Here is a 14,446-nt window from a genome sequence, read left to right as displayed (position 1 = left end):
AAAATAACCCCCCCCCGGCCCGCCCCCTGGGGGCGGGGTGGGCCTACACGTTTTGTGTTCTGCCGTCTCCCCCCCCCCGGGGCCCGGGACTCCGGGCAGCGGCGTTTCCGCGTTTCCGCTTCGCCTGCCGCCGGGTGAACACCCGCGCGTGATCCCCTTTGCTGAGCAGGTTCACCGCCGTTCCCCACCATCCACCCCCCACCCGCCTCTCGGCGGGTGCCCCCCCCCGCCCCCGCCGCGCGCCGCCCGCCCGGGGGGGCGCGCGGCACTGATGGAGTGGGGCGAGACACCTGCCGGAAGTATCCCGCTGGAGCTCTTTCGGGCTGGTGGGAGAGCCTGTCTCAGGCAGCGATGTGTGCAGGCCGACGGCCGGTTACGGCGGAGTGCAGGGCAGTTCGGGCTCGGACGGCACCTGCGGTGGCCACGTCCGCGCCATCGCGGGCCGGGGGAGTTCGGGAGGTCAGGCCGGCGCACGGGCGGCAGACGCCCGGTCGCGGTACGGTCCCGAACACACGGTTCAGGGCCTGTGCGGATGGGGCTCGGCATGGCACCAGCGGGCGGATCAGCATCGGTCAGCGGATCGCGACCTACGAGGACGATTCGGAGCTGTCCTCGCGCTCTCGGTCATGACACCTGGCGGCCAAGCACAGCGGAGATCGCGCGCTGGTGGACAAGACCAGTGCGGACGAGACGGGCTGCCGGTGTCGAGCAGTCGACGATGGTGAGGTGGTTGGCGGCCGGCGCGACTCCTCCGTCGAGGATGACGGTCGCCTTGACGCCGGTGGAGTCCAGGAAGCGCTGGACCTCCCCGATCGTGATCGCAGGGCCGGGCGCGTCGACTCCCGCATCGCCTGAGATGTTGACGGTCGTCGCGGCCACCGGCGTTCGGGCCGCCGTCGCGAGGGCGCCGAGTGGGCCCGACGAATTGGTGGTGAGGGCCGGCGACCCGACTGCAGGGTTCTGTACCCCGACGTCGACGCTCTGCCAGGGCAGGAGCATGGCGAGGTTGCCGGGCCAGAAGGCGTCGGCCAGTTGCCTGGCCTCGGGATGGATGACGAACTGCTTCTCGCACGCCTCCAGGGAGGGGGTGACGAGTACGAGGGACTTGGCGCGTGGCCGCTGCTTGCCGTCGAAGATGCTGTTGCAGGCGGCCAGATTCGTGGCGTCGGCGCAGATCATGTACCAGCGCTCGGTGGGCACGATGACGAGTTCGCCAGCTTCCAGGGCACGGGCGGCGGCGCTGAGTTGTTCTGGCGGGATCGGTCGCATGGGTGCCTCTCCGTCTTGGCAGTCAGCGGCTGGGCCGAGCATGATCCCGGCCCAGCTGGGAGTTCACGCGGGCTGAGGCAGCCCCGGGTAGTCGAGCCACGGGTCTTGCAGCGCCTGCAGCCGTCGCCGCGCGTGGTCGGGGTGCTCTACGCGGAAGTACGCCATGATCCGTGGTTCCGGGCTGAGGTTGCGGCCAACGGCGTGGGGGGCGAGGTGGTGCATCAGCAGTAAGTCGCCGGGACGGCCGAGGAACGGTATGCCGGCGTGGGCGTCGATGTCAGGTGGGACCTGCTCGGTGATACCGAGCGACCACTGGGTGCGGAACCACTCGGCCATGGCCAGGTGCCCGCCCGGTTGGTAGCGCAGGGCTCCGCCGTGCGGGTCGGTGATGTCGGACAGCACTACGCCGACGAGCAGCGAGAAGGTCCGAAGCTCGTCAGGGTCGAGGTGTGGGCAGGCGACGCCGTCCACGTGCATTGCCTTCTCCGGCTGGGCTTGTTCGAGTTGGCCCTCGGGGATGCGGATCTGGAGCTGCACGGTGGAGACGGGGCGAACGGCGCCGAGCAGGTCTTGGGCGAGCTCGGCGGCCGGGGACGCGGAGAAGAGCGCGAGCAGGTCGGGGTGGCTTCCGAGCTCTGGCGCGAAGGTCCGCCGTGTGTACGCGTTGATGAGCTCGGGGTTCATCGAGTCGCGGTACCAGTCGGTGACCAGTTCACTGGCTCGGACGATCTGGTCGTCGGGGACGGCGCCGCGCCTGACGAGCAGGCCGTCGCGCATGAAGGCGTGCTTCTCTGCGGCGGTGAGGGCCACGGAATCTCCTGGAGGGCATCGGGCGGTTACGGGCTGTCGTTGGTGAGGTGGGTGAGCACATGGCCGGCCGCATCGAGGGCGCTGTTGAGAATGGCTCGGCCGGCATCGGCGGTTGCCCGGCGCGGGTCGCCTCCGATGACGCCGCAGGTGGCGATGGTGGTGTCGCCGGAGGTCCACGGCCAGGACGTGCCGCGGTCCAGAACGAGCCGCTTCGCCTCAGCGCCGTTGGCCGTGAAGTCCGCTGGGAGATTGTCGAGATGGACGTCTTCGGGCGCAAGTTCGAGCATCATGGCCGTCTCGCGGATACCGGCGTGGATCTCCGGGACGGTCTCGCCGCCGCCCTGGACAGTGGACAGCGAGGCCGGGTGGATGACGCAGACGGAGACGGCGTGCGTGCGCTGCAGCTCGTAGAGGGCAGGCTCCAGGATTCCCCGGTTGCCACCGTGGCCGTTGATGATCAGGAGCCTTCGCGCAGGGGTCGCCCCTAGATGCTCCGTGACCACGGCGTGGAGCAGGGACATGAAGCTCGCGATCCGTAGCGACACAGTTCCCGGCGACCAGGCGTGTTCGAGCGAGAGCCCGTACGGGATGGCCGGCAGGGCCCACAGGTCGTGCGGTTCGCCATACCGCTGGACCAGCAGGTCGGTGAACCGCTCCGCAATCACGGTGTCCGTGTTGAGCGGTAGGTGGGGACCGTGCTGCTCCTGGGAGCCGATGGGGAGGCAGAGCACGGATTCGGTGGTGAGCTCGGTCAGGACCCTGGGTGCGGCGAGCCGCCCGTACTGGCGGGCGGCCGGGCCGTCTGCTCGTATCACTCGGTGCCCCGCCGGCCGATGCGGATGAGGAACTCGTTGTCCTCCGGGAAGACGTCCACGGTGCTGTGCTCGGCAAGGACGGCTTCCACGGCCGCCTCGAACTCGTCAAGGCGGCCTCCGAAGAGGTGCGGTGCGGCGAAGCTCGTGGAGTAGAGGTAGCCGAGGATGCTGTTGGTGCTCCACGTCCGGTGGACGGGCACCCGGATCTCCTCGACCCGGTTGAACGGTGACTCCTCCATGATCTCGCTGTAGGGCCGGTTGTGGTGCTTGAAGGTGCTGTTGCCAGCGCGCCGTTCCTCACCGAGGAAGCTCTGGACGACCGCGCGCACGGACTGCTTCCAGGGGCTGTCGGCGGCCCAGAAGCTGTTGTCGCCGAAGACGGCGACGGCGCCGCCGGGGGCCACCTGGTCGTCGAGGAGGGCGAGCACGGTGGCCTGGTCGAACCAGTGGAAGGCCCGGCAGATCGTCACGAGGTTGGCCTGCCAGCCGGTCGGGGGCTTGAAGTCCTCGGCCGTCGACTCGATGAGCGACAGGCTGGCCTCGTCTGGGAGTTGGGAGCGGAGGGCTTCTTCGGCGGCCTTGAGCATGTCGGCGTCGTTGTCGATGGCGATGATGTCGTCGAACCGGCCGAGGAGGGCTTCGGCGACGAGCCCGGTGCCGGTGCCGATGTCCAGGAGCCGGCGGGGCTTGCCCGGTGCGACGGCCTGGTCGAGGACGGTCGCGACCTCTGCCGGGATTCCCGGGCGGAACTGGCGGTAGTAGCTGGTGGTGCCGGTGAACAGGCTCATGGGTTCCTCAGATCGAGTAGCTGGCGAACGTGCTGGACTGCGTCGGCGAGATCGTGGGCGACGAGCACATCGTGTTCAACGAGGACGTGCTCGTCGGGGACCGTACGGCCGTGGGAGAGCCAGACGGCGGCGAATCCGGCCGCCGTGGCACCGCGGATGTCGCATTCCCAGTCATCGCCGACATGGACCATGGTCCTGGCTGATAGCTGGTGGGCATCGGCGACGGTCCAGAATGCGCGGCAGTCGGGCTTGGCGAACCCGGTGCGGCAGGACGGGAAGTGGGCGCTGACCCACGGAGAGAGGAGTGCGAGGAGCCGGTCAGGATCGGCCTCGGTGCAGGTCACGTTCGAGAGCGTGACCACGGTGGCACTGTCGCTGAGTTGCTGAAGGGCCTCGACGACTCCGGGGAAGAGAACGAGCGGGGAGACGGGCAGATCCGTTGGGAAGTCCGACTGCTTGATGTCCAGTTCCGCGCAGACCTGCTTGATCACGGCGCCGGTGATCTCCGGGGCGGTGTGCAGGACGTACCGCATCACGCGCCGGGCCTGCTTCGGGCCGAGTGGTGAGATGGCGGCGAGCCGGGCCGCCAGGCCGGGGCCCTGCGCGTTTCCGAGGGTTCCACCGATATCCAGGCTGACCAGTCGACTGACTGACCCACTCATGCAGCGTCACCCCCGGCCGGGGGCAGGGCGGAGACGATGGCGGCGATCCGCGCCGTACGGATCTGGGCGGTGGTGGCCTCACCGAGGAACGTCAGCGCGTACCGCAGCTCGGCCGCATCGAGCGTGTCCAGGTCGCGGCTGCCGGCCTGGGCAGCGTTCGCGAGGTCAGCGGGCACCACGCGCGGGCGAAGTCCGTGCGGGAGGTGGAGGATTCCGGCCCAGACTGGGCTGGGTGCCTCGATCGTTTCCAGCGGTCGGAGCACGGTGACGTCGTCGAGGGTGAAGATCCGTACGGCTGCGGGCCCTTGGCCGAGGTCAAGGATGCCGGAGAGGAAGGTGTCGTGGCCGTCGAGTCGTCGGTCCAGGACGAGGAGCAGGCCGTGTTCGTCGTGACGGGTTGTTCCTTGGACAGGGAAGGTGCCGATGGTTCGGGTCATCGCAGTCTCCGGGGTTGGGTACCGAGTCCGGGGGCGTCAGGGGCGGGAAGCAGGCCGCTTTTGGGTAGCCAGGGCTCGGCGTAGAGGAGTTGGCGGCGCGGTTCCCACAGGCGGCGGTACTCGACGGCCGGGACGTCGTCGGGGAAGGCGGCGGCGAGGTGGATGCCGGGCACCATCGAGCGGCCGTGGGGGTAGACAGGGACACCGGCCTCGCGAACGCTCGTGGTGATCTCGACTGCGCGAGTGAGGCCGCCGCAGCCGACGACGTCGATGGTGAGCGCGGTGGGCCGAGCGAAGTCCAGGAGGTTGTCCAGGTCCTCGTCGGGTCGCAGGCGCTCGCCCACCGCGACCGGTACACCGGCATCGACCAACTGGCTGTAGACGCGCAGGTAGTGCTCCGGCAGTGGGTCCTCCAGCCAGGCCAGCATCGGCTGATCAAGGCGGTCGGCGACAGCAGCAGCGAGCTGCGGGCTCCAGGTGCCCACCGCGTCGACGGCGAAGGGCTCACTGATGAGCGCCGCAGCATCGGCCAGTGCCGCGACCAGATTCCTGGCCTCGGCGGCGACGCTCGTCCCCGGGCGGCGGCGCAGCCCCCACTTGGTGAAGGCCCAGCCCTCTTCGAGAACCTGGGCCACCGCACCGTGGCTGGCGGGGCCGCTGAGATCCAGACGGAGCCAGGAGACGTACGCCGGTACGGCCCGCGTCCTCCGTCCTGGTGCCAGGAGGTCGGCCACCGGTTTGCCGACCAGGCGGCCGTGGAGGTCCCACACCGCACAGTCGATCGCTCCGACTGCCCAGTCCGAGACCTCCGGTGCAGCTGTCCGTATGCGCGGTCGGAGTCCGTGGTGATCAAGCAGCAAGGCTCCTACGGCTACGGGCCCGATCGCCTCCACTGCCCGGCCGACCGTCGTGCTCACGGGCCCGTACCAGCCGGTCTGCCCAGCGCCGTGGACCGCGACGAAGACGCTGTCGTCCCCGGCCTCCGTTGTGCCGCTAACCGGTACGGTCTCCACCTTGTCGATGAGTGGCTCCGTCATTGCGCGGCCTCCAGCCTGGTGGTGAGCCGGCCAGCGGCCTGGAGCAGTCCGGCGGTGTCCAGGCCGAGCTCGCGCGCGAGGGCGTCCTGGGGCATCGGTCCCGGCGGCTCGCGCCAGCCGATCACGTCAATCGGCCGCCGCCAGCGCCCCGCCAGCAACCCCCACACAGCTGCCGGGTGCCCGAGCGTGACGACCAGGACCGCGGAGCCCTCGCCCAAGTAGTGATCGACCTCGGCGTCGGTCAGGCCCTTGGGCCAACGCTCGGGATCGCCGAGAACGGTGACGTCGAGAACGCCCACGACGCGAATCCGGCAACCCAGTTGGTCACGGAGTGCCGGCACTGCCGCCGTGACGGTTTCGGCCGGCAGGTCTCCTGCCACGACGATGGTGAGGTCGGGCTCCTCCTCGTCGCTCAGGTGCGGCCAGATCGCGAGCCCGCGTGCCAGTTCCTCCTCGGCGGTCTCAAGCGGGAGCCGCAGTTCGGTGTGCTTTCCCGCGACCAGGATGTTGACGCTGCCCGTCGAGTTCAACGCCGCGTCGAGCGCGGCGGCCGTCCGCTGCGTGTCGGCCGGAACCAGCACGGTCACCGCAGGGTCCTCCGTCGCGAGCAGGGCCGTGGCGAGCGACGGGTCGCCGTGGGTGAAGACGTTGTGCCACCCGTACGAGGTCAGCAGCAGGTTGAGGCTCGGGAACGCCTTGTCCTTGGCGATTCGGCGGTGCTTGAGGTGGCCGACGATCCCGGCGGTCAGAAGCGGGGCGAACGCCTCGTAGGACACCAGGACGCCGCGTCGACCGGTGCTGATCCAGCCGGACAGCCAGCCGAGGAGCACCTCCTCGGCCAGTACCTCGGACGCCCAGGGCTCGTCCTGCAGCTCGCCGAGGTGGTTCGAGGACAGCTCGTCCGGGCTGAAGACCCGGAAATCCCCGGCTGCAGCATGCCTGCGGAGAACACCGCCTACCGCCTCCCCGAAGCGGGCGGCACTGCCGAGAACGACCGGCTTCGGCCTCTCACGGGTCGGGCGTCCGGGGCCGGCCGCAGAGTGCCGCGCGACAGACTCCAGTGCTTCGGCCAGTGCGCCGATCGGCTGGCCGTCGTGGTCGAAGAGTTCCGTGGGCTGGTACGACGCCAGCCACCTTTCCAGCTTGCTGCGCTGGGCTTCGTCCCGACGGGCCCCGTCAAGTGGCGTCTTGTGGGCTGCAGCCGTCCCGAGCACGTGCCGCCCGTCGACCGCCTCCGGTCCGCTCCAGCCCTTCACGCAGCGGAGAAACACAGCCGTCCGTGAGCCGTCAGCGACCTCACCGGCGGACACTGCCAGGGCATCCCGGAACGCCTGGTGCTCATCGGCGGTGGCCGCCGCCACGTGCACCACCCGGCTTCGCCACCCGAGGCCGGCCGCGTACGCAACGAGCTCGGCGTCGCTCATTGCCCCCAGCAGCGACCGGTTACCCATACGGAAGCCGTTGACGTGGACGACTGGCAGGACAGCGCTCTCCTGTAGAGCCCGGGCCGCAAGCCACGACGCCGCGGTCGTGGGGGTCTCGCACTCCCCGTCGCCGACGATGGGCACCACGACCCGTCCAGGCACGTCGAGCGCCATGCCGTGACTGAACGCGAGAGCGCCGCCAAGGCACCCGCCAGGTGCCGCTCCCGCCGGCAACAGCGGATGGGTTTCCGCACCGAGACCATCGTCGTCAGGGAAGTCCCGGGCCAACCGCCTGAGCCCGGCCGCATCGCGGGCGTACTGAGGGCGCACGCTGCCAGCTCGCCGGTGAGCCAGGCGTAGGCGAGCTGGACCACCCCCGCGTGGCCGGCGCCGATCACCGGGACCAGCTCACGGCCGGGCCCCAGCTCGCCAGCAGCGAGAACCGTGTGGGCGAGGGCCCACGCCGTTCCGGGGACGGTTCCCCAGTGACCGGCGGGGCGAGGCTTGACGTGGGCGGCCTGGAGCGGCTCGGTCAGCAGCTGGTTGTCATCGAGATGCAGAAGCACCACCGCCACATACGTGGCTGCCCTCCACAGCGCGTCGGCCCGGTTCAGCATGGCGGCACCAACTGCTCATCGCCGAACGTGAAGTACCACAGCGGCCGGTAGCACTCCCATGCCGCCGGGTGGAGGCCGGTCGGCCCGACGATGTCCTCGATGGCCCGGCGGGCCTGGAGGTAGTACTCCAGAGAGTCGGAGCCTTCTGCCCGGAGGCCCGCCATGATGGCGTTGTGCGCCTGGTACACCTGGAAGTTGGGGAACTCCGTGACGAACGGCATCAGCTCGGCCACACCGCCCAGGAGGTCGGCGAGCCGGTCCAGGCCGACGATGTAGGTGAACGAGGTCGCGTGGCCGGCGCGCATCGCCCCCCGCAGGACCCTGGGCATCTCCTCGGTGGTGAGCGTCGCTTTGCTCGCCTTGAGGAGCAGGTCCCTCCGACTGAAGCACTCGGCGGTGAGCCGCAGCACGAACGGGCCGACGCGCTCCGCCAGTTCCTCGAACGCCTCGCTGGAGCGGATGACCGACGTGAGGAACCCGATCCGAGCGCCGACGCCGTGGGAGGCGAGCACGTCGCGCAGGCCTACCAAGTGGTCAACGGCCGCCCGCTCCCGCTCGAAGCACCCGGTCGACACGGTGACTTCACGCAGTTCGGTCAGATTGCGGCGAGGGTGCTGCTCGACCATCGCGGCCAGGAGCTCGGCCAGCTCCCGCTCCTCGGAGAGACGAGGATCGGCGGCGGCCTCCAAGGTGTTCGGGCAGAACGAGCACCCCACACAGCGGCTGCGGGCGTTGGGGTTTAGCGTGGCGGCCCGCCCGTCGTCCCTGAAGTACCCTCCGACCGCCTCGTCGGCGGCGACGCGGTCGATGGAGCCGACTACGACGCCGCCCAGCAAGAGCTCGTCGTCGGCCAAGTGGAACGGCGAAGCCTTTGCATTGAGCGGGACGATCACCATCCAGGCGACGTCCGGCCGGGTCGTGAGACGAACCGAGATCCGGGCGCGATGACGGCCGTGGGCGGAGGAGATTCCGAACAGGTTGATCGCGATGAGCAGGGCGTCCTCCACGGGCACGCCATAGCGCTCCGCCATGCCCCTGATCGCCGGGAGGGTGAGGACCGCCGCGGGTTTGCTGCCGAGCGCTGTTTTCATGATCCACTCTCCGTCTCTGGCTGGACCGGGCTTTGTTGCCCTAGTCGTCGTTCTCTGCTGGATCTGCCTCGCGCCCCCCACTGGTCGGGGAGGATGAGCCCGTGTGGGCCTGCCGGTGTCCGTCCGGCAGGCCCACACGGTTCCTTTGCTCAGCGACCGGGGTACGGCGGCTGCGGGGTCGGCGGTGCCGGCGGCGGCGGGGGCGGAGGAGGCGGAGGCTGGGGCGCCTGCAGGCGCGCGATGGACGACATGGCGGTGTTCCCTTCTTGCTCGGTGGTGCGTGTGGAGACGAGGCGTGACTCCGTTGTCAGGCCTCGGGTTCGACCGCAGGGTGTTGCTCAAGGTCGCGGTCGGGCTCGTGATCGGCCGCCAGGACGGGGCCGAAGTGATCGGAGCTGAGCTGCGGGTCGGCTACCACTCCGAGCAGGGCGAGGACGATGAGGTGGCCGAGTGCCCAGAGCCAGGTGAGTACGGCTTCGACGGGATCCCGGTGAGCGGCGCGGTAGATGTCGTCGTGCGGCTGGTAGTTCGTCATGCCGCATCGGTCCTGAGCTCGGCCCAGACCACAGTGCCGTCGCTCGTCGCGTCGACGCCCCAGCTTTCGCACATCCGGCTCACGAGGAGGAGCCCCCGGCCGTTCTCAGCCAGGGCAGACGGGGCGGGCCGGTCGAAGGGCCCAGGCCCCGCGTCAATGACCTCGATTCGCAGACCGCGAGGCTGAGGTGCCAGGCGGACGTCGAAGCAGCCAAGGCGCGATGCCGCGCCGTGAAGAACGGCGTTGGTGCAGAGCTCGGACGCGACCAGTTCGACGTCCTGGACGAGCGGCCTGTCGAACTCCCATGCGCCGACGACCCTCTTGATCAGCGCCCGGGCCAAGGGCACGGAGGCGTGAGCGCTCAGGAAGCTCATCTGTACCGACAGGCAGCCGGCCACCTCGATGGCTTCCCTTGCTCGAAGGTCCTGACGTGCCACCACGATCAACCCTCCTGGTTGCTCAATCGCCCGTCAGGCAGAGCTGCTTGAGGGCGCGTCAGAACGCTAGGAGGATGAATGGACGGGAACCCGGAAAATCCTTCCGGGGTAGGCGGCGGGGACGCCCTCAGGCTGGGAGCATGCCTGGAATGAGTGAGACGCTGAGCATCGGTGAGCGCGTCGCCTGGTACCGCCGTCGACGGGGCATGCCCCAGGAGGTTCTGGCCGGCCTCGTCGGGCGAACAGCTGACTGGCTGAGCAAGGTTGAGAACGGCCGTATTGAGCTCGATCGGCTTTCGGTCATCAGGGCGCTGGCCGATGCCCTCGACATCCGGCTCGGCGACCTGCTGTCGGAGCCGTCACTCCTCGACTGGCCCGGCGATGCCCAGGGCGGAGCCGTCTCGAAGCTGCGCGAAGCGCTCATGGACTACAAGCAGCTGTCGCCGTTCCTGGCGGCCGACGACGCCGAACATCCGCCCGACCTCGACATCCTGCGCGCCGAGGTGGGCTCCGCCTGGTCCGCCTACCAGGACGCCAGATACTCCCGCGCGACCAGACTCATCCCGGACATCCTCTCCCAGGCCCAGCGCGCGGTGCGCATGTACGAGGGCGATCAACAACAGCGGGCCAAATCGTTGCTCGCGATGGCCTACCAAGGCGCCGCGATGGTCCTGACGAAGATAGGCGAAGCCGACCTGGCCTGGATGTCGGCCGACCGCGGCCTCACCGCGGCCCAGGAGTCGGGCAACATCGTCGTCACCGGCTCGCTGTTCCGCTCGGTCTCCCACTGCCTGCTCAGCAATGGACGCCTCACCGCCGCCAGGGACTTGGTCATGAACTCGGCCTCGTTCCTGGAGGCCGGCTTGGAGGACGGATCCCCGACCTACCTGTCGATCTACGGCACCCTGTTTCTCGTCGGGTCGATGGCCGCTGCAAGGATTGAGGACCGGAGTACGGTGCGCGACTTCCTCGCCGAGGCAGACCGGGCGGCACAGCGCCTCGGCCACGACGCCAACCACATGTGGACGGCCTTCGGGCCGACCAACGTGGCCATCCACCGGATCTCGACCGCCATGGAGCTCGGCGACGTCCAGATCGCCCTCGACCAAGGGCCGCGCGTGGACTCCTCGACGCTGCCACTCGAACGCCGAGTGCGGCACTCACTCGAAATCGCCCGCGCCCACAGCGCACAGAACCGCATGGACGAGGCCCTCGCCCTCGTATTGGACGCCGAGGAGCTGGCCCCCGAGCAAGTCCGCTACCACTTCATCCCCCGACACCTGGTGACCAATTGGGTCCGCCAACAGCGCGGCAAACCCAGCTACTTGCTGGCGGGCGTCGCGCAGCGGCTCCAGATCGTCGCGTGACGCGGCTGGGCGGCTACAGTCGTCGCCATGAGCGACTCCCAGTCCCACGAGGTCGTGGCCCAGCCCCGCACCGCCGCCGGCGTGCTCTTCTTCGACGAGGACGACCGCGTCCTCCTCGTGAAGCCGACCTACAAGCCCGGCTGGGAGATCCCCGGCGGCTACCTGCATGCCGGCGAGACCCCGAGCGAGGGCGCGGCCCGGGAGGTCAAGGAGGAGCTGGGCATCACCCCGCCGATCGGTCGCCTGCTCGTCGCCGACTGGGCACCCCATCCCACCGAGGGCGACAAGCTCCTCTTCGTCTTCGACGGCGGCGTCCTCCCCGTCGACGAGCTCGACCACATTACCGTCGACCAGGTGGAGATCGGCGAGTACGCCTTCTACACCACCGACCAGCTCGAGGAACTCCTCATCCCCCGCCTCGCCCGCCGCGTCCACGCCGCCTGTGGCGCCAGGACGCAGTCCGCGACCGTCTACCTGGAGCACGGAGCGACTCGCGCGTAGGGCCTACGCCTCACGGTGGCTCCACGGAGCTCTCCTGCGGCAGCCTGCGGACGTGATTTCCCCGCCTCGGCGTGGGCGGGGCACCGGCCCGGGGGCCCCAGACACGCCCGGGGGGGGGGGGCCCACCGAGCGGGGGGGGGAGGGGGGGGTTGTTTTTCCCCCCCCCGGGGGGGGGGGGCCCGCGGGGGGGGGCCGCCCGCCACGAGGGCGGGGGCGGGCACCCGCCGGGAGGCGGGTGGGGGGTGGATGGTGGGGAACGGTGGTAGATGTGCTCAGCGGAGCAGATGGCGCGCGGGTGTTCACCCAGCGGCGGGCGAACCCACCGCGGGCGGCGGCGTTCCGGCGTCGTTTCCGGCCGTCACACCGCTGTGACGGGGGGCGGCGCAGGCTGGGCGCAGGTTCTTCGAGGAGGTGCGGACGATGAGCACTCGACGGATCCTGCGAACCGGGGTGACCACGGCGATGGCCGCGGTCATGGCCCTCGGCGGCGCCGCGCTGGGGGCGTCCTCGGCGCACGCCCAGGACTTCGGCCCGGACACCTGCCGCCAGGGCTTCGTCTGGCGCGACGCCAGGCCGGGGGACCACGTCTGCGTGACCCCGGACATCCGCTCCCAGGCGGCGTTCGACAACAGCCAGGTGCCCTTCCGGACCCTGCCGGACGGCTTCTGCGTCCAGGGCTTCGTCTGGCGCGAGGCCTGGGTCGGCGACACCGTCTGCGTGACGCCGCAGACGCGGTCGCAGACGCGGTTCGACAACGGCCAGGCCGACGACCGGCGGCTGGCGGTGCGGATCTGGGCCGACGACACCAACGGCCAACTGGAGTTCGGCGGTGACCACTTCAACGTCAACGGCGGGGTGCGGGTGCAGATCGTCCTGAACTCCACCGGCACCGTGCAGTGGTCGCAGACCGTGACGGCGGTCCGGAACGCCGGGTTCGCGGGCGGCAGCTTCGGTCTGTTCACCGGCCATCCGTTCAACTGCGGGACGAAGAACGCCACCGCGCGGGCGATCGACCTGACCTCGGGGCGGGTCACGGCCTCGATCCCGGTCGGGTACTGCGTCAACTTCGACTGAGGTCGACAGCCCACGGCGTGCGGCGCAGCATGGATGAGGAGGTCCATCCGTACGCGAAGAGATGGTGGTTCGATGGCCTGCGGCGATCGGGGCCCGCCGGTTCGGGGCGCGGGCGTGCGGCTCGGCCTGCTGGGCGGCTTCGCGCTGTCGGCCGGTGGGGCGCCGGTGGCCGTCTCCGCGGGGGCGGAGCGATTAATCGCCTTCGTCGCCCTGTGCTGCAACGGGAACGTGCCGCGAGGGCTGGTCGCCGGGACGCTGTGGCCGGACGCCACGGAGCGCTGCGCGCTCGCGAGCCTGCGCTCGGCGCTGTCCCGCCTGCCGGCGGCGGGCCGGTCGGCGCTGGAGATCGGCCCGACCGAGCTGAGGCTGGCCGACGGCGTCGGCGTGGACCTGCGCGACGCCCGGGCGCTGGCCCGCCGGATCCTCGCCCCCGGTTCGGCGCCGGGCCGGGACGGCCTCGGGCTGGCGGCCGTCGAGGACCTCTCGGCCGACCTGCTGCCGGGTTGGTACGAGGACTGGACGCTGCTGGAGGCGGACGGCTGGCGGCGCCTGCGGGTGCATGCCCTGGAGGCCCTGGCCTGCGCCTTCGTCGGGACCGGCCGCTTCCCGGAGGCGGTGGCCGCGGCCGGCGCGGCCGTCCGGGCGGACCCGCTGCGCGAGAGCAGCCAGGCGTGCCTGATCCGCGCCCACCTCGCCGAGGGCAACCCCGGCGACGCCCTGCAGGACGTCGAACGCTACGAACGCCGCCTGCGCACCGAACTCGGCCTCCCCGCCCCGTCCCGCCTGTGGCGCCTGGTCGCCGAGTCGGGGTAGCGGGGACGTCAACCCGATGCCGAGCAAACCGCTCCTTCGGAGGGAAGGTCCGTGTGGCAGTGGTATATCTGCCGATGGGCGGCCAGGCTACGGCCAATGAGTGTTGTTGCGCACTGTCATTGGCCGTTGCCCGACGATCCCTATGTCATGTGGTGTCGGGGCGAGCTGGCCGAGCACTTCCGCCTTCCTTATGACCTGCGGATCGAGGTGCTCGACGGAGTGCTCGCGGTGCTTCCCGCCTTGGACGATTCCGGTGCCGGGATTCTCCTCGATGTCGAACGCGCGGTGGAATCGGCCTGCTCGTGGCGAGTGCTTCGGCAAGTCAAAGTGGATCTGGCGGAGATTGAGAACGGATATATCCCGGACCTGGCCGTCGTAGGAAGAGAAGCCGGCGAGTGCCGTCAGATGCGGGAGACAGTGCGCTCAGGCGATCTTGAGCTGGCAGTCGAGGTGACATCGTCATTCAACGCGGAAAACAGCCGTAGGCCGTCGCTTGGCGGTTCGAAGCGCGCCACCAAGTGGAGCGGGTACGCGCGGACCGGGGTGCCGTACTACCTGTTGGTGGACCGTGACCCGCGCCAGCCCGGTGTCACGCTCTTCGGTGCGCCGGACAAGGCCGAGGGGGCGTACGAGGTGCTGGGGGAGTGGAAGTTCGGTGAATCGGTCCGGCTTCCGGAGCCGTTCGGCGTCGAGATCGGTACCGATGCGTGGAGGCCTTGGAGCGCGTAGATCCACGGTGAAACGTCGCTGCCCGGGCCCCGAAGGGGCC

16 protein-coding genes and 2 pseudogenes are annotated in these 14,446 nt (G+C 70.1%); 5 read left to right on the top strand and 13 right to left on the bottom strand.

The features are described 5' to 3' along the window. Positions 1–624: 624 nt before the first annotated feature. The 13 genes and pseudogenes from ACFVU9_RS31725 to ACFVU9_RS31665 form a co-directional block, all read right to left on the bottom strand. Positions 625–1,269, bottom strand: a complete 645-nt coding sequence (locus tag ACFVU9_RS31725; protein ID WP_387599324.1) for an L-threonylcarbamoyladenylate synthase — start codon at positions 1,267–1,269, stop codon at positions 625–627. A 63-nt stretch (positions 1,270–1,332) separates the two neighbouring features. Beyond that, the gene (locus ACFVU9_RS31720; RefSeq protein ID WP_387599321.1) at positions 1,333–2,079 is read right to left on the bottom strand and encodes a phytanoyl-CoA dioxygenase family protein; all 747 of its coding nucleotides are present in this window, start codon (positions 2,077–2,079) and stop codon (positions 1,333–1,335) included. 26 nt (positions 2,080–2,105) lie between these two features. Further along, complete coding sequence (locus ACFVU9_RS31715) at positions 2,106–2,894, bottom strand: creatininase family protein (RefSeq protein ID WP_387599318.1); 789 nt, start codon at positions 2,892–2,894, stop codon at positions 2,106–2,108. Continuing rightward, the gene (locus ACFVU9_RS31710) at positions 2,891–3,682 is read right to left on the bottom strand and encodes a class I SAM-dependent methyltransferase (RefSeq protein WP_387599315.1); all 792 of its coding nucleotides are present in this window, start codon (positions 3,680–3,682) and stop codon (positions 2,891–2,893) included. The genes ACFVU9_RS31715 and ACFVU9_RS31710 overlap by 4 nt, the downstream gene beginning before the upstream one ends. Continuing rightward, complete coding sequence (locus ACFVU9_RS31705) at positions 3,679–4,344, bottom strand: HAD family hydrolase (protein WP_387599312.1); 666 nt, start codon at positions 4,342–4,344, stop codon at positions 3,679–3,681. The genes ACFVU9_RS31710 and ACFVU9_RS31705 overlap by 4 nt, the downstream gene beginning before the upstream one ends. Beyond that, positions 4,341–4,781 carry a hypothetical protein gene (locus tag ACFVU9_RS31700; protein WP_387599309.1) on the bottom strand — a complete coding sequence of 147 codons (441 nt, stop codon included), beginning with the start codon at positions 4,779–4,781 and terminating at the stop codon, positions 4,341–4,343. Before ACFVU9_RS31700 ends, ACFVU9_RS31705 begins: the two co-directional genes overlap by 4 nt. Beyond that, complete coding sequence (locus ACFVU9_RS31695) at positions 4,778–5,416, bottom strand: enolase C-terminal domain-like protein (protein ID WP_387599370.1); 639 nt, start codon at positions 5,414–5,416, stop codon at positions 4,778–4,780. Before ACFVU9_RS31695 ends, ACFVU9_RS31700 begins: the two co-directional genes overlap by 4 nt. A 96-nt stretch (positions 5,417–5,512) precedes the next feature. Continuing rightward, positions 5,513–5,818, bottom strand: a pseudogene (locus ACFVU9_RS31690) (hypothetical protein); the annotation flags it as partial. Continuing rightward, positions 5,815–6,399 (bottom strand): hypothetical protein, encoded by a 585-nt coding sequence (locus ACFVU9_RS31685; protein ID WP_387599367.1) that lies wholly within the window; start codon positions 6,397–6,399, stop codon positions 5,815–5,817. The pseudogene ACFVU9_RS31690 and the gene ACFVU9_RS31685, both read right to left, overlap by 4 nt. Beyond that, positions 6,400–7,859 (bottom strand): annotated as a pseudogene (locus ACFVU9_RS31680) (hypothetical protein); the annotation flags it as partial. Continuing rightward, positions 7,853–8,866, bottom strand: coding sequence for a hypothetical protein (locus ACFVU9_RS31675; RefSeq protein ID WP_387599307.1), 1,014 nt, complete (start codon positions 8,864–8,866; stop codon positions 7,853–7,855). The gene ACFVU9_RS31675 and the pseudogene ACFVU9_RS31680, both read right to left, overlap by 7 nt. A 391-nt stretch (positions 8,867–9,257) precedes the next feature. Then, a complete protein-coding gene (locus tag ACFVU9_RS31670) occupies positions 9,258–9,485 on the bottom strand; it encodes a hypothetical protein (protein ID WP_387599304.1) in 228 nt (75 codons plus the stop codon). Then, entirely contained in the window at positions 9,482–9,925 is a 444-nt protein-coding gene (locus ACFVU9_RS31665) for an ATP-binding protein (protein ID WP_387599301.1), read from the bottom strand. The genes ACFVU9_RS31670 and ACFVU9_RS31665 overlap by 4 nt, the downstream gene beginning before the upstream one ends. A gap of 146 nt (positions 9,926–10,071) precedes the next feature. Between ACFVU9_RS31665 and ACFVU9_RS31660 the strand changes: the two genes are divergently transcribed. The 5 genes from ACFVU9_RS31660 (at position 10,072) to ACFVU9_RS31640 (ending at position 14,406) form a co-directional block, all read left to right on the top strand. Then, the gene (locus ACFVU9_RS31660) at positions 10,072–11,289 is read left to right on the top strand and encodes a helix-turn-helix domain-containing protein (RefSeq protein ID WP_387599298.1); all 1,218 of its coding nucleotides are present in this window, start codon (positions 10,072–10,074) and stop codon (positions 11,287–11,289) included. 27 nt (positions 11,290–11,316) lie between these two features. Further along, on the top strand, positions 11,317–11,790 hold the full coding sequence (locus tag ACFVU9_RS31655) for an NUDIX domain-containing protein (protein ID WP_387599295.1): 474 nt from the start codon (positions 11,317–11,319) through the stop codon (positions 11,788–11,790). A 420-nt stretch (positions 11,791–12,210) separates the two neighbouring features. Then, entirely contained in the window at positions 12,211–12,864 is a 654-nt protein-coding gene (locus ACFVU9_RS31650; protein WP_380448306.1) for a hypothetical protein, read from the top strand. A gap of 72 nt (positions 12,865–12,936) precedes the next feature. Continuing rightward, positions 12,937–13,677: a BTAD domain-containing putative transcriptional regulator gene (locus tag ACFVU9_RS31645; protein WP_387599292.1), complete on the top strand. Its 741-nt coding sequence runs from the start codon at positions 12,937–12,939 to the stop codon at positions 13,675–13,677. 126 nt (positions 13,678–13,803) lie between these two features. After that, positions 13,804–14,406, top strand: a complete 603-nt coding sequence (locus ACFVU9_RS31640; protein WP_387599289.1) for a Uma2 family endonuclease — start codon at positions 13,804–13,806, stop codon at positions 14,404–14,406. Positions 14,407–14,446 lie beyond the last annotated feature (40 nt).

The sequence above is a fragment of the Kitasatospora sp. NPDC057936 genome (genome assembly GCF_042887525.1).
Lineage (GTDB): Bacteria > Actinomycetota > Actinomycetes > Streptomycetales > Streptomycetaceae > Kitasatospora.
Note: the sequence above shows the minus strand (reverse complement) of the source record. Positions and strands in the feature narration are given on the sequence as shown.

Coding starts and splice junctions, on each gene's coding strand:
- ACFVU9_RS31710 (WP_387599315.1), bottom strand. CDS start 3,682: ATGAGCCTGTTCACCGGCACCACCAGCTACTACCGCCAGTTCCGCCCG.
- ACFVU9_RS31670 (WP_387599304.1), bottom strand. CDS start 9,485: ATGACGAACTACCAGCCGCACGACGACATCTACCGCGCCGCTCACCGG.
- ACFVU9_RS31655 (WP_387599295.1), top strand. CDS start 11,317: ATGAGCGACTCCCAGTCCCACGAGGTCGTGGCCCAGCCCCGCACCGCC.
- ACFVU9_RS31660 (WP_387599298.1), top strand. CDS start 10,072: ATGAGTGAGACGCTGAGCATCGGTGAGCGCGTCGCCTGGTACCGCCGT.
- ACFVU9_RS31650 (WP_380448306.1), top strand. CDS start 12,211: ATGAGCACTCGACGGATCCTGCGAACCGGGGTGACCACGGCGATGGCC.
- ACFVU9_RS31705 (WP_387599312.1), bottom strand. CDS start 4,344: ATGAGTGGGTCAGTCAGTCGACTGGTCAGCCTGGATATCGGTGGAACC.
- ACFVU9_RS31725 (WP_387599324.1), bottom strand. CDS start 1,269: ATGCGACCGATCCCGCCAGAACAACTCAGCGCCGCCGCCCGTGCCCTG.
- ACFVU9_RS31700 (WP_387599309.1), bottom strand. CDS start 4,781: ATGACCCGAACCATCGGCACCTTCCCTGTCCAAGGAACAACCCGTCAC.
- ACFVU9_RS31645 (WP_387599292.1), top strand. CDS start 12,937: ATGGCCTGCGGCGATCGGGGCCCGCCGGTTCGGGGCGCGGGCGTGCGG.